This window comes from Pleurocapsa sp. FMAR1, assembly GCF_963665995.1.
GTDB lineage: Bacteria > Cyanobacteriota > Cyanobacteriia > Cyanobacteriales > Xenococcaceae > Waterburya.
Genome location: NZ_OY762512.1, coordinates 2,510,722 through 2,523,001, shown reverse-complemented (window position 1 = coordinate 2,523,001; position 12,280 = coordinate 2,510,722). Strand labels below are relative to the sequence as shown.

Below are 12,280 nucleotides of genomic sequence, written 5' to 3'. Positions count from 1 at the left end.
GTTTAATTACCTTATTTATTTGCTTCTATAATTAGTTTAAACTCTCTAGTCGGCTGTAGAGTCAAGAGAAGTTGGAAAATTTATTTAGATTTGAACAATAGGTGGGAAATTAGTAACGCAATAAATCACTTGCGATCTTTTTTTGCTGGTAACATAGCTTCGGCTATCATAAAGCCCCAAATTATTCCAAAACGAAATTTAGTCTTACGGCTAACTTCAAAACCTGACGTAGTTAATAAGTCATGAAATTCTTTCTGGGTGTAGCACTGTTGATAGGCTGAATCGAAAACTTTCAATCCTAAATCTAATATTTGAGTACCCCAATAATCTTTACACCAGTCAAGAATTATTACTCTGCCACCTGGTTTGAGAACACGCTTTATTTCTTTAAGAGAAGCAATAGGATCGTCAAAGTAATGAAAGGAACTAGCACAGACAACTACGTCGTAGCTGCGATCGCCAAAAGGTAACTCTGAAGCACTAGCCTTTTTCCAAAATACTTGAGGATATGCCAATAATTTCTGCTTTGCTATTTTTAGCATCTGTTCAGAAATATCTATCCCCGTTATTCTTTGCTGAGGATTATCTTGTAACAAGAGTCTTTCTAATTCTCCCGTACCGCAAGCAACATCAAGCACATTTTCAGCGGGAGAAATCTGCGCCCAAGATTGCAGGAAAGAAAGGGTTTTGTTTAGGTAGCCATTCCAACGGCGATCGTATATATCTGCTTTTTGGTTATATTGTTGACGAACTATAGCTTCTTTCATTCTTCTGATTGACATACAAAATTACTATTTTTACTGTCCGCCACTGCTAACGAAAAAAGTAGCAATAATTCCACCAGCTAACCAGATATAAGATAAGATAGCTAGCCAAAATAGTAGCTTATCGATAAATCCTTGTTTGCCTCCACCATGATCGTGTCCACTATGACCTTCGTGTTTTTTATGGTCGTGGTTATCTTGTTCTTGATGCTGATTTTGCTGGTGCTGTTTTTTCTGCTTTTTACCACTTCCAAAACGCAACCATGCTAAAACTCCTGTAGCTGCTAAAAATATCAAATTGAGCCAAAAAGTATAGTTGATCGCAAAACGTTCGGTTGACTGAGAATTACTAGCTGCTGCACTTTTGGGTAAAACACCAAACAAAGAAAAGCCATAGTGCATCAAAATTGCCGTTGCTACCAAGGCTGCAAAAAATACACCTACAATATATAAAGCAACTTTCCAACCATAATATTTAGCATTGACGCGAATCACGGGGAACACGACTAAATCGCTAAAAATAAAAGCCATTACCCCCGCAAAGCTAACGCCATTATTAAATAGGATAGCTGCAAGGGGAATATTACCCATCGAACCGATAAAGGTAAAAAAGGCTGCTATTGGCCCAACGACTGCATTTTCTAAAACGGCAAAAAAGCTAGGATTTTGCGTACCCGCACCTATAAATAGAGTTTGGAAAAAAGAACGGGGTACAAATGCCGCAATAATTCCCGCTATAGTAAAGCCAAAGGTTACGTCTTTCCAGACCATACCCCATTCCATGAAGTATTTTTTGGCTACCTGTTGCCATCCTTGTTTGCTGGTAATTTTGTCTTTCCAGTCAGGGGCATTTTTATCTTGTTTGTCTTCCCCTTCTTGGTCGTTTAAGCGTCTTCTGGCTTTTCTGATTAACTCTTTAGGACGAGTATAGTTAACGATTAGCCAGGTAAAAAGAATTAGTAAAATTCCACCAAGGTATTCACCGACGACAAATTGCCAGCCTAAGAAGATAGCGATAATAAAGCCAAGTTCGATTACGAGATTGGTTGAAGCTAATAAAAAAGCCAGAGAAGGAACAAATCCCGCACCTTTTTTGAATAAAGATTTGGTGGTAGATAAAGCTGCAAAGCTACAGGAACTAGAGAGAAAACCAAAGAAAGTACCGATCGCAATACTTTTTTTGCCCGCTTTTCCCATAGTTTTCTGCATTCGTTCGCGAGTAACAAATACCTGGATTGCACTACTGATAATATAGCCGACAACAAATGCCCATAAAGCCTTCCAAAAGAAGCTTAAGGAAGTAAGTACCGCATCGCTGTAAAGCTGCCAAAAATTAGCGTCATTCATAGCTTTACTTTATTTATTTGGTTATAAAGTCAGCTTAAACTCTCCAGTTAACTGTAGAGTCAAGAGAAATTGGAAAATTTATTTAGATCTGAACAATAGGTGGGAAATTAGCTACGTAGAACACTATACAAACATTCTTGTCTAAATCTTTATAGTCATAGTCTATAAAATACAGCAATATATTGAAAGCAATCTTTTTATCAAAAAGTAACTATCGAGAGGATGATATTGCAAAATTTAAAATCCATAAATCTTATTGTTAAATCTGTATTTTTCCATCGTCAACAATCCTGGCTATTTTCTGGGCTTGTTTGGCTCTTATTCGTCTTACCTGCTCAGGCAGTAGAGTTGAGAGTGGCAGTTCAAAAAGAAGTTGACAGCCTAAAAGTCGGCAGTTCTACAACGGCTATTGTTAAAGATGGCGCAGGCAAACAGATTGGTCAGCTAAATCCAATGTCTTCTTTGGCTGCTCAACCAAAGGATAACGGGATTACGATTGATAACCGTGTCGATGGAGAGGAACTAATTATTGAACCTCAAGACAATGGTTATGTTTGGATTGGCGATCGCTGGTATCGTGGACGAACTCATATAATTCGTCAGGGAGATAGCTTAACAGCAGTCAATTACGTTGATTTAGAACAGTATCTATATAGTGTAGTAGGGGCAGAAGCGATTTCTAGTTGGCCGATTGAAGCTCTAAAAGCTCAGGCGGTTGCTGCTCGTTCCTATGCTTTGTATAAACGCAATACAGGGGCTAATAGTATCTACGATCTAGACACAACCGTTGGCACTCAAGTATATAAGGGTTTAGATACCGAATATACTACAACCCATGAGGCAGTTGACGATACTCATGGTCAGATTATGACTTACCAGAATAAGGTTATTTTAGCTGCCTTTCATTCTTCTTCTGGCGGATACACAGAAAACGTGGAGGATGTTTGGAGTTCCCCTTTGCCCTATCTTAGAGGAGTAGTAGATTACGATCAGCAGTCTCCTGTATTTCAATGGCAAGAAACAGTTCCTGTAAGCAAAATTCAAACTTTAGTTGCTAGTGTGGGCAACATTCAGGGTTTACAGCCCGAAAAAATGACTCCCCATGGTCGGATAATTACCATGAAAGTTACAGGCGATCTCGGTACTCAAGACGTAAGTGGCAAGGATTTACGTGCAGCCTTAGATCTTCGCAGCACTTTGTTTAGAATCTCGACCGAAGGAAATAATCTTCTAGTTAGAGGTCGCGGTTTTGGTCATGGATTAGGCTTAAGTCAATGGGGTGCTTATTTTTTAGCCAAACAAGGAGTTGATTATCGTCGGATTCTTGCTCACTATTATCAAAATGCCAGTTTGACACAGTTAAAATAGTAATTTTGTATTAATAGATTGTGGGGATGCTACTAAAAAAAGTTCGGTTAAAATAGATTTGGTTATTGTCAATTATTTATTTTTGACTAGCAATAAAGCTTAAAATTGCCTAGTGCATTAATTAACAATGTGCAACGTAATTAAGTTATATCCCTTAATTTTAATTATTTACTATTGAAATTTACTTATGTTTATTAGTTCTCCTTTGGATGCAGATAAATTAGAATCGCCTCGTATTCTAGTTGTTTCTGTTCGTGGATACCGATTTCAAGCAGCAAATTGCTGTATCTATGAGTTTGAAGATTTACTAAGAGATTTAGAGTCTGCTCAACTGTATGAACCTAAAAAAGAGGTTGACTTTGCCAGAAAAATCTACCGTTCAGCAAAATATGCTGGTTTTTCTGATAGTTGCGCTGCCAAAGTAGCTCGTTTTCCCAAGGATTTAACTCTAGATCGTGAATACGATTTACTATTTGCCATACTCGATAATCCTTGGCAAATGCACCTATTAGAATCTATCAAAGGGTGGCAGGATAAATGCCGTCATAAAGCCTGTTTTATTGCTGAAATGTGGGAACCTGATTTACAAAACTGGCGACTATTTAAAGAGCCTTGGTCAAGTTTCGATCATGTGTTTTTAGGAGTAACTCGGTGTGTTGAAGGTTTGAGCAAATTAATTGAACCTCCTGTAACTTATATTCCGCCAGCAGTTGATACCCTAAGATTTTCTCCTTATCCCAATCCTCCCCAGCGTTCAATTGACGTATCTTATGTAGGCAGGCGATCGCCTATTATCCACGACGCTTTGATAGAAAAAGCAGAAAAAGATAATTTCTTTTACTATTACGATACTGTTAGAGGCAAGCTAGAAATTAGCAATCCTAGAGAACACCGCCTTTTGTTAGCCGATCTATTTCAAAGAAGCCGTTACAACATTACCAACTACGCTAAGTTTAATGAGGCAGCAGAAACTGGAGGAACTCAGGAAATCGGCTACCGCTTTTTTGAAGGTGCAGCAGCGGGAACGGTAATGGTAGGTATGCCCCCAGCAGGAGATGCTTTCCCTTATTATTTTGATTGGGAAGATGCCATTATCAAAGTAGATTTTTCAGGCACAGACGTGGTTGAGACAATTGCTGAACTAGATGCTCAACCCGAAAGACTAGAACGGATTAGTCGTAACAACGTTGCCAATTCTTTACTTAAGCATGATTGGGCATATCGCTGGCGAGATATGCTTAAGGTATTAGGTCTTGAACCTAGTTCAGCTATGGTAGCCAGAGAGAAATACTTAAAGGAACTAGCTCACAGTATTTTGGATCAGGTAAGGGTTTAATAATTTACCGCGGAAGGCGGTCAGCGCAGGCACCGCATTTCTTGCGCGTTCCCTTGCGCAGTAGCGGCGACGCGGTGAGACAGTTGCGTTGCGGGTCTGTGACCCGTTGAGCAAACTGTCTCACCCTTCAGGGGGTCGCTCCTCCTTTTCAAGGCGGTGTACCGCTGACCAGCAATCTAATAACTGTAAGCTGTCTAGCTTGTTTTTGTTGAGCAGGCGCGATCGCGCCTGTTAATTCCTGTGATTTATGTAGGTAAAGAGTCAAAAGCTTTATATCTTTCAAGAATTCTTATTTGGATTAATTATCCCAGGAAAATCTCCGCCCGATAGCCATCCATATAAAAAGACTATTCCAACCCCTATAAGCATCCAAAGTAAAAATGCACGGCAAAAACTAGTAAAACCAGGCTTGCCTACTCCACAAGCACTGACGATCAAAACAATTATATTAAGTATAGGAATTGAAAGAAGCAACAACAGTCCAAACCATTCCCAAAATCCTACTGGTTCCATAATTATCTCCTGTATTTTCTACTTTTAATTAGATGAAGTTTGAATATACTTTTATAATTCCCAAATACTTTCTTTTTCTGCTTAATTTATTTATATTGCTTGAATAATTTTAGTTGATTAATTTCTCTGAAAAAATATTTATTTATTTAAAGGTAAGTAACATATTGATTTCTTGTGAAGTTAAATTACGCCATTGTCCAGGCTGTAAGCCTGTTAAATTAACTTGCTGAGAATTGCTACCCAGAGAAACTCTAACTAATCTAAGAGTTGGAAAGCCTACCGCTGCTGTCATGCGTCGCACTTGACGATTACGTCCTTCTGTGAGGGTGATTTTTAACCAGCAAGTAGGTATGTTTTGGCGATCGCGAATTGGCGGAATGCGAGGAGGAAAATCAGGTTCTTCTGATAGTATACGTACTTTAGCTTTACGGGTAAGATAGTTTTTGATTGTGATTCCGTGCCGTAGTCTATTCAAAGCCGATTCATCGGGAATACGTTCTACCTGAACATAGTAAGTGCGGGGATGAGCAAATTTAGGATTAGCAAGACGATTTTGCAGTTGTCCATTATCAGTTAATAATAATAATCCTTCGCTATCTAAATCTAATCTGCCTACAGGATAAACATTAGGGATCGGAATATAGTCTTTAAGAAGGGGGCGTTTTTGCTTACTGCTATTATCTGTAAACTGGCATAAAACTCCGTAGGGTTTATTAAATAAAATATACTTCATGGAAAACTATAAACTCTACAAACAAGCATATTTCTAACTTATTTTAAGTAATATTTTTGTTTCAGCCAAGTATGTGGATGGAATTAAAACGAGCGACCCCGCGTCGCCGTAAGGCGCAAGGGAACGCGCGAGGGGTAAAATCAAGTAAACAAGATACTATAATCTATTTTCGTTACTCATTACTTGTTACTCGTTATCAAGACTATCTTCTAATTAATTTTTCCTACCTATTTAATTCTTAATTCCCGTTGAACCAATGCCCTGAATCAATTGTTTTTGACCAATCAAAAATAGTATTAATACGGGAATAGTCGCAATAACTACAGCTGCCATTAAAAGTGACCAATCACTAGTAAACTGTTCCTGAAACTCCGATAAAGCTAACTGAACTGTTCTTAATTCTGGACGAGTAGTAAACACCAAGGGTTTAAATAAATCGTTCCATTCCCCAATAAAAGTAAAGAGAAATAAAGTTACTAAAGCAGGACGAGATAATGGCAACATGATGCGCATTAAAATCTGTAAACGATTAGCTCCATCTAATGCAGCAGCTTCTTCTAATTCGATAGGAATGCTGGCAAAATATTGACGCATTAAGAAAATACCAAATCCATTGGCTGCTGTTGGTAAAATCAATGACCAATAACTGTTGATTAAATGCGCCCATTTTAAAATTACAAATACAGGTATTACTAATAGCTGAAAAGGAATGACTAAAGTGGTTAAAATCAGTAATAATACTGCCTGTTGTCCTTTAAACTTTAGTCTAGCTAAAGCATATCCCGCTAGCGCAGAAGTAACTATTTGCAAGGCAGTTACCCCCAAAGCCACTAAAGTAGAATTAGCAAAAGCCAATAAAAAATTACCCCGATGCCAAGCTGCTTGATAATTAGCAAAAGTAAAGCTATCTTTAGGTGAGGTAAAAGAGGTTTTTATGACAACTAACAAAGGAAATAAAACAACTATTGCTCCAATTAATAAAACCAGTAAAATTAATACGTTGATTCGCGAAATATTTACCAGAGAAAATGGCAAAGAGGTTTTGTCTATTTCGAGCGATCGCTGTTTCATAAATATATAAATAATATTGAGAAATATGTAATTAATTTAGCGTTCAAAAAAAACCACTAGTTCTTTTCTTATTTAAATATAAATATTAAAGCATAGCCATGAAGGAAGAATTAAAGAAACTGGCGACAGATAAGTTAATTGAACTTGCTTTAACCCAAACTGAACAATGGGATTATACTGATTGACTGACAAAACTTTCAAGAAATATTGTAGGAATAAGTTAAAACTTTGAACTCCAACTGATCTGCTCGTTTTTGATATTGCGATCGTGATGCCATTGCAGGTGAGGGATCTTGATTACTAGAGAAAGTCACGCAATGAAGTAAATTCCAACCATTAATGAGTGCAGCTTTGACCCAATCCCAACCAATCCTAAAATAGCTATTACCACGAAACCAATGAGTATCAACCCATCTTCGTTTGCCAATACGAACTACCTCAACACCTTGGGCACTAACGTAGAGAGTAGCCACAGATAAGATAAACCACAAACGGGACAAAGCGCATACATCTCGAATCATCGAGCGTTGAACATTCCAACCACCAGATTGGTCATCTAAAAAATTCGCTTCGATATCAAAACGTAATCCATATTCAGCAAAGGTTTGTAGAGTAGTTTTTTCATTACTGACAATTGCCCATAGTTCGCCGTTAACGTTGTTGCGACCAAGAATCACATGAACTTTGCCAGAAAATTCACCTTTGTGAATCTGTACGTTGTGTAAGCAAATTGCCTCTGCTAAATGAAAGTGAAAGTTTTTAGGTTGACCAGGGCTTCGCCCTACACGATGCGAAGCATCGAAGTCGTCCGAAGGACGGACGATCTGGGCGATAGCCCTGTGGCGCGAAGTGTGAGGTGAACGCTCTCTGCGTTCCGACGTCTCCTCGGGAACGGCGACGGACAGAGAGTCCGTGTATGAAGTAAAACAGCTGCATGAAGTATGAAGTATGAGGTATGAAGTATGAAGTAAAACAGCTACTTCTTCCTTCGTATGAGGTACAAAAAATCTTTCTTCCTTCTTCCTTCAAACTTCTTCCTTCAAACTTCGTAAACAGCTACTTCCTCCTACATGCGGACAAGTCCTTTGTTCCACTATAGTTGCAAGCCCCGTCGTTCACGATCGCTCTTAGTTTGGTAGAGGTACCAGGGCTTCGCCCTACACGATGCGAAGCATCGAAGTCGTCCGAAGGACGGACGATCTGGGCGATAGCCCTGTGTATGAGGTATGAAGGCGCGAAGTATGAGGTGTGAGGTATGAGCTACAAAAAATCCTTCCCGAATTCCGAATTCCTTCAAACTTCAAACTTCAAACTTCAAACTTCTTCCTTCGTATGAGGTACAAGCCCTCGAACAAACTTGAAACTTCGCGCCTTCATACTTCTGTCTTCAAACTTCTATTGACTCATCCATTGATTCAAGGCATTGTAGAGACGGGAGTTTTGATTCACAGTATTCTGAAATTATGAGTGGTATCTAATCTCAGAGTGCTGACTCCCCTTGCTTTGTGTCAATCCCTCAACTCTTTACTGAATCTCTATTCTCAGGTTTTTCTCTTCATCTTTTGTCAGTCAACCAGGGGATTATATTATTGTTTTACAATATAGAGGCAGTCAAGAAGTATTGATTGCAGCACAGAAACTTTGTCAAAGTCATATACTTTCAGAAAAAGAGCTTGGCGTAAACATATTAGGTCAATTAGGTATCCCACAAAGAACATTTCCTGAAGAATGCTTGTACATATTATTGCAGCTATTAAACACTGAAACTAACAGTCAAATATTATCTTCAATTGGAATTGCTTTAGGGCATTTAAAAGATCCAAGAACAGTTAAACTACTAGTTAAATTTAAAAATCATCCTCACGAAGATGTTCGCTATGGAGTCGTATCAGGCATTTCAGGACACGAAACTCCTTTAGCGATTGATGCTTTAGTAGAATTAACAGCCGATAATGATGCAGATGTCAGAAACTGGGCAACTTTTGGGCTAGGAACTTTAATTGATACGGACACAACTAGAATTAGAGAAGCCTTGTGGCAACGTTTAATCGAAGAAGATATCGATACCAATGAGAATTATGAAATCTACGGCGAAGCTCTAGTTGGATTAGCTAGAAGAAAAGATCAAAGAATAATTCCTATTTTACGAAAAGAACTTGAAAGCGATCAAGTTAGCGTACTTGCAGTAGAAGCAGCAGCAGAAATAGGAGATATCCGATTATACCCAGCTTTAATGTTGCTTAAAGAATGGTGGAGTTTAAATCAAGACGCTTTATCTGAGGCAATAAAAAGTTGTCAGAGAATAAGTCTATAAAAGTAATAAATTTTTTATTCCTTATTCCTCATTCTTCATCCTTTAATAAGTTAATCATTTAAAATCGTGTAATACTGATCTCCATAACTAAACACCCTTTTCTAAGTTCTAAGTATTTAAGAGAGGGATGTTTTATGGCAATTTTCTACTGAACATGAGTAAACAGCGAGTCTTATCTGGAATTCAAACTACTGGTAACCTACATCTAGGCAATTATTTAGGCGCAATTCGTAACTGGGTCGAAATACAACAGGACTATGACAACTTCTTCTTTTTTGCCGATCTTCACGCTATTACCGTACCCCATGATGCCAAAGTTTTAGCAGCCAACACCTTCAATTTAGCAGCAATATATCTAGCTTGTGGCATTGATTTAAACTGCTCAACTATTTTTGTGCAGTCTCATGTATCTGCTCATAGTGAACTTGCCTGGCTGCTCAACTGTGTTACTCCGCTTAACTGGTTGGAAAGAATGATCCAGTTTAAGGAAAAAGCTGTTAAACAAGGTGAAAATGTAGGTGTTGGTTTATTGGATTATCCTGTGCTAATGGCAGCAGATATATTACTTTACGATGCGGACAAAGTGCCTGTAGGCGAAGATCAAAAACAGCATTTAGAACTAACTAGAGATATTGCAGGTAGGGTTAACGATCAATTCGGTAAAAAGAAGCAGCCCGTTTTAAAAGTACCCGAACCCATGATTCGCAAAGAAGGCGCAAGGGTAATGAGCTTAGCGGATGGGACAAAAAAAATGTCTAAGTCCGATCCTTCAGAATTAAGTCGCATCGATTTACTCGATCCGCCTGATGCTATTACCAGGAAAATTAAAAAGTGCAAAACAGATCCCGTGAAGGGATTGGCATTTGATGATCCTGAGCGTCCTGAATGTCATAACCTGCTTACTCTATATCAACTTTTGGGCAATAAAACTAAACAAGAAGTAGCAGCAGAATGTCAAGATATGGGCTGGGGTCAATTTAAGCCTCTGCTAACAGAAACTGCCGTTGAAGCATTAAAACCAATTCAAGTCAAATATAATGAATTAATGGATAATCAAGATTATCTTAATTCTGTTTTGCGAGATGGTGCAGCCAAAGCCAGTAGTGTAGCCAATCAAACTTTAGTTAGAGTCAAAGATGCTATGGGTTTTTTACCTCCTATGTAGACGTAAATAATTAAACCGTTTAGAATACCAAAACCAAAAATTACCAATTCCAATGACGAGTAATCTTCAACAAGCCGTACTTAATAAAGATTTTTTAGTCACTGCCGAAGTTGCTCCTCCAAAAGGGGGAAACCCTGCCAGAATGTTAGAAGTGGCAGAAAAACTAAAAGGTAGGGTTCATGCAGTCAACGTTACTGATGGTAGTCGTGCCGTACTAAGAATGTCTTCTGTGGCTGCTTCGGTTATTTTGCAACAGCATAATATTGAACCAGTATGTCAGGTAGCCTGTCGCGATCGCAACTGTCTTGGCTTGCAGGCAGATCTAATGGGTGCCTATGCTTTGGGTGTCCGCAATGTCTTGGCACTTACTGGAGATCCGATCAAGGCTGGCGATCACACGAAATCTAGGGGAGTTTTTGAACTGGAATCGGTTAGGCTGCTGAAATTAATTAGTAAGTTAAACAGTGGATTTGACTTTAACGACAAAACAATGCCAGATGAATCTCTAGATCTGTTTCCTGGTGCTGCTGTCGATCCGCAGTTGAAAAGCGTATCTGGTTTACAAAAAAGATTTGAAAAGAAATTAGAGGCTGGGGCAGAATTTTTTCAAAGTCAAATGATTACCGACTTTGACAAATTAGATAAATTTATGAGTCAGATTGCCTGTGTCAGCAATAAACCCATCTTAGCTGGCATATTTCTTTTGAAATCAGCTAAAAATGCTCAATTTATCAATAAATATGTGCCAGGGGTAGATATACCCGAATCTACAATTGAACGCTTGGGTAATGCCGAGAATCCACTTCAAGAAGGGGTCAAAATTGCAGCCGAACAAGTTGAGCTAGCTAAAACCATGTGCCAAGGAGTTCACATGATGGCAGTGAAGCGAGAAGACTTAATTCCCGAAATACTAAGTTTGGCAGGAATTGAACCCATAGCGGTAAAATAGGTCACTTTGGTTATTTTTGCCCACTAATCGCACCCCCCGTATCGCCTATAGAACTTTTATTGAACGAATGGATAAATCTTGCAAATCATCTGAGGTATTAGAGTTTTGGTTTTCTGAAAAGGTTAAACCGCTATGGTTTAAGAAAAGCGCAGAATTCGATCGAGAAATCGAAGCACGTTTTATTAATACTTATTTAATGGCAAAAACGGGTACATTAAATGATTGGAAAAGTAATCCTGATGATGCGCTGGCTTTAATTATTGTATTAGACCAATTTTCCCGCAATATCTTTCGGGATACACCTCAAGCATTTGCCACAGACAAGAAGGCAGTTGAATTAACAAGATTTGCCGTTAATAATAATTATCAGCAAAGTTTATCAAAAGATCGGCAGGTATTTCTTTATATGCCTCTGATGCACAGTGAAAACAAAGTAGATCAGGCTAAGTGTGTCAGGCTTTTTAGCGAATTAGGCAAAGAAGATAATCTTCAATTTGCCATTCAACATCAAGAGATTATTAATCGCTTTGGTCGTTTTCCTCACCGCAACTCAATATTGGCTAGAGAATCAACTTTAGCAGAGCAAGAGTTTTTGACACAACCTGGAGCGAGTTTTTAATTGCCAGAATATCCTACACTTTAAAATCATCTAGAAAATAAAATATTTTTTTGCTTGTTGCAAATTAAAGCGATCGCTTTTAGTAATAAAATGTCGCTCAC

13 protein-coding genes are annotated in these 12,280 nt (G+C 38.4%); 6 read left to right on the top strand and 7 right to left on the bottom strand.

Going from position 1 to position 12,280, the window contains the following annotated elements:
• Positions 1 to 125 precede the first annotated feature (125 nt).
• Complete coding sequence (locus tag SLP02_RS12170) at positions 126 to 767, bottom strand: class I SAM-dependent methyltransferase (protein WP_413467369.1); 642 nt, start codon at positions 765 to 767, stop codon at positions 126 to 128.
• Positions 768 to 797: 30 nt separating this feature from the next.
• Positions 798 to 2,111 (bottom strand): permease, encoded by a 1,314-nt coding sequence (locus SLP02_RS12165; RefSeq protein WP_319420922.1) that lies wholly within the window; start codon positions 2,109 to 2,111, stop codon positions 798 to 800.
• Between the two features lie 222 nt (positions 2,112 to 2,333).
• On the opposite strand from SLP02_RS12165, the gene SLP02_RS12160 reads away from it, so the two are divergent.
• Both SLP02_RS12160 and SLP02_RS12155 read left to right on the top strand, forming a co-directional pair.
• Positions 2,334 to 3,479: a SpoIID/LytB domain-containing protein gene (locus SLP02_RS12160; RefSeq protein WP_319420921.1), complete on the top strand. Its 1,146-nt coding sequence runs from the start codon at positions 2,334 to 2,336 to the stop codon at positions 3,477 to 3,479.
• A 187-nt stretch (positions 3,480 to 3,666) separates the two neighbouring features.
• On the top strand, positions 3,667 to 4,815 hold the full coding sequence (locus SLP02_RS12155) for a glycosyltransferase (protein ID WP_319420920.1): 1,149 nt from the start codon (positions 3,667 to 3,669) through the stop codon (positions 4,813 to 4,815).
• A 148-nt stretch (positions 4,816 to 4,963) separates the two neighbouring features.
• Here SLP02_RS12155 and SLP02_RS12150 read toward each other — a convergent pair whose 3' ends face one another.
• The 5 genes from SLP02_RS12150 to SLP02_RS12130 all read right to left on the bottom strand — a co-directional run bounded on the left by SLP02_RS12150 (position 4,964) and on the right by SLP02_RS12130 (position 7,809).
• Complete coding sequence (locus SLP02_RS12150) at positions 4,964 to 5,098, bottom strand: hypothetical protein (protein ID WP_319420919.1); 135 nt, start codon at positions 5,096 to 5,098, stop codon at positions 4,964 to 4,966.
• On the bottom strand, positions 5,095 to 5,328 hold the full coding sequence (locus SLP02_RS12145) for a hypothetical protein (protein WP_319420918.1): 234 nt from the start codon (positions 5,326 to 5,328) through the stop codon (positions 5,095 to 5,097). Before SLP02_RS12145 ends, SLP02_RS12150 begins: the two co-directional genes overlap by 4 nt.
• A 142-nt stretch (positions 5,329 to 5,470) precedes the next feature.
• Positions 5,471 to 6,061, bottom strand: coding sequence for a pseudouridine synthase (locus SLP02_RS12140; RefSeq protein ID WP_319420917.1), 591 nt, complete (start codon positions 6,059 to 6,061; stop codon positions 5,471 to 5,473).
• 231 nt (positions 6,062 to 6,292) lie between these two features.
• Positions 6,293 to 7,132 carry a carbohydrate ABC transporter permease gene (locus tag SLP02_RS12135; RefSeq protein WP_319420916.1) on the bottom strand — a complete coding sequence of 280 codons (840 nt, stop codon included), beginning with the start codon at positions 7,130 to 7,132 and terminating at the stop codon, positions 6,293 to 6,295.
• A 197-nt stretch (positions 7,133 to 7,329) separates the two neighbouring features.
• Complete coding sequence (locus SLP02_RS12130; protein WP_319418707.1) at positions 7,330 to 7,809, bottom strand: hypothetical protein; 480 nt, start codon at positions 7,807 to 7,809, stop codon at positions 7,330 to 7,332.
• Between the two features lie 944 nt (positions 7,810 to 8,753).
• Between SLP02_RS12130 and SLP02_RS12125 the strand changes: the two genes are divergently transcribed.
• The 4 genes from SLP02_RS12125 (at position 8,754) to SLP02_RS12110 (ending at position 12,179) form a co-directional block, all read left to right on the top strand.
• Positions 8,754 to 9,446 carry a HEAT repeat domain-containing protein gene (locus SLP02_RS12125; RefSeq protein WP_319420915.1) on the top strand — a complete coding sequence of 231 codons (693 nt, stop codon included), beginning with the start codon at positions 8,754 to 8,756 and terminating at the stop codon, positions 9,444 to 9,446.
• A gap of 154 nt (positions 9,447 to 9,600) precedes the next feature.
• Positions 9,601 to 10,611: a tryptophan--tRNA ligase gene (gene trpS / locus SLP02_RS12120; RefSeq protein ID WP_319420914.1), complete on the top strand. Its 1,011-nt coding sequence runs from the start codon at positions 9,601 to 9,603 to the stop codon at positions 10,609 to 10,611.
• A gap of 52 nt (positions 10,612 to 10,663) precedes the next feature.
• Complete coding sequence (locus SLP02_RS12115; RefSeq protein WP_319420913.1) at positions 10,664 to 11,560, top strand: methylenetetrahydrofolate reductase; 897 nt, start codon at positions 10,664 to 10,666, stop codon at positions 11,558 to 11,560.
• Between the two features lie 67 nt (positions 11,561 to 11,627).
• Complete coding sequence (locus SLP02_RS12110; RefSeq protein WP_319420912.1) at positions 11,628 to 12,179, top strand: DUF924 family protein; 552 nt, start codon at positions 11,628 to 11,630, stop codon at positions 12,177 to 12,179.
• Positions 12,180 to 12,280 lie beyond the last annotated feature (101 nt).

Coding starts and splice junctions, on each gene's coding strand:
- SLP02_RS12165 (WP_319420922.1), bottom strand. CDS start 2,111: ATGAATGACGCTAATTTTTGGCAGCTTTACAGCGATGCGGTACTTACT.
- SLP02_RS12140 (WP_319420917.1), bottom strand. CDS start 6,061: ATGAAGTATATTTTATTTAATAAACCCTACGGAGTTTTATGCCAGTTT.
- SLP02_RS12110 (WP_319420912.1), top strand. CDS start 11,628: ATGGATAAATCTTGCAAATCATCTGAGGTATTAGAGTTTTGGTTTTCT.
- SLP02_RS12170 (WP_413467369.1), bottom strand. CDS start 767: ATGAAAGAAGCTATAGTTCGTCAACAATATAACCAAAAAGCAGATATA.
- SLP02_RS12160 (WP_319420921.1), top strand. CDS start 2,334: ATGATATTGCAAAATTTAAAATCCATAAATCTTATTGTTAAATCTGTA.
- trpS (WP_319420914.1), top strand. CDS start 9,601: ATGAGTAAACAGCGAGTCTTATCTGGAATTCAAACTACTGGTAACCTA.
- SLP02_RS12155 (WP_319420920.1), top strand. CDS start 3,667: ATGTTTATTAGTTCTCCTTTGGATGCAGATAAATTAGAATCGCCTCGT.
- SLP02_RS12115 (WP_319420913.1), top strand. CDS start 10,664: ATGACGAGTAATCTTCAACAAGCCGTACTTAATAAAGATTTTTTAGTC.
- SLP02_RS12145 (WP_319420918.1), bottom strand. CDS start 5,328: ATGGAACCAGTAGGATTTTGGGAATGGTTTGGACTGTTGTTGCTTCTT.
- SLP02_RS12135 (WP_319420916.1), bottom strand. CDS start 7,132: ATGAAACAGCGATCGCTCGAAATAGACAAAACCTCTTTGCCATTTTCT.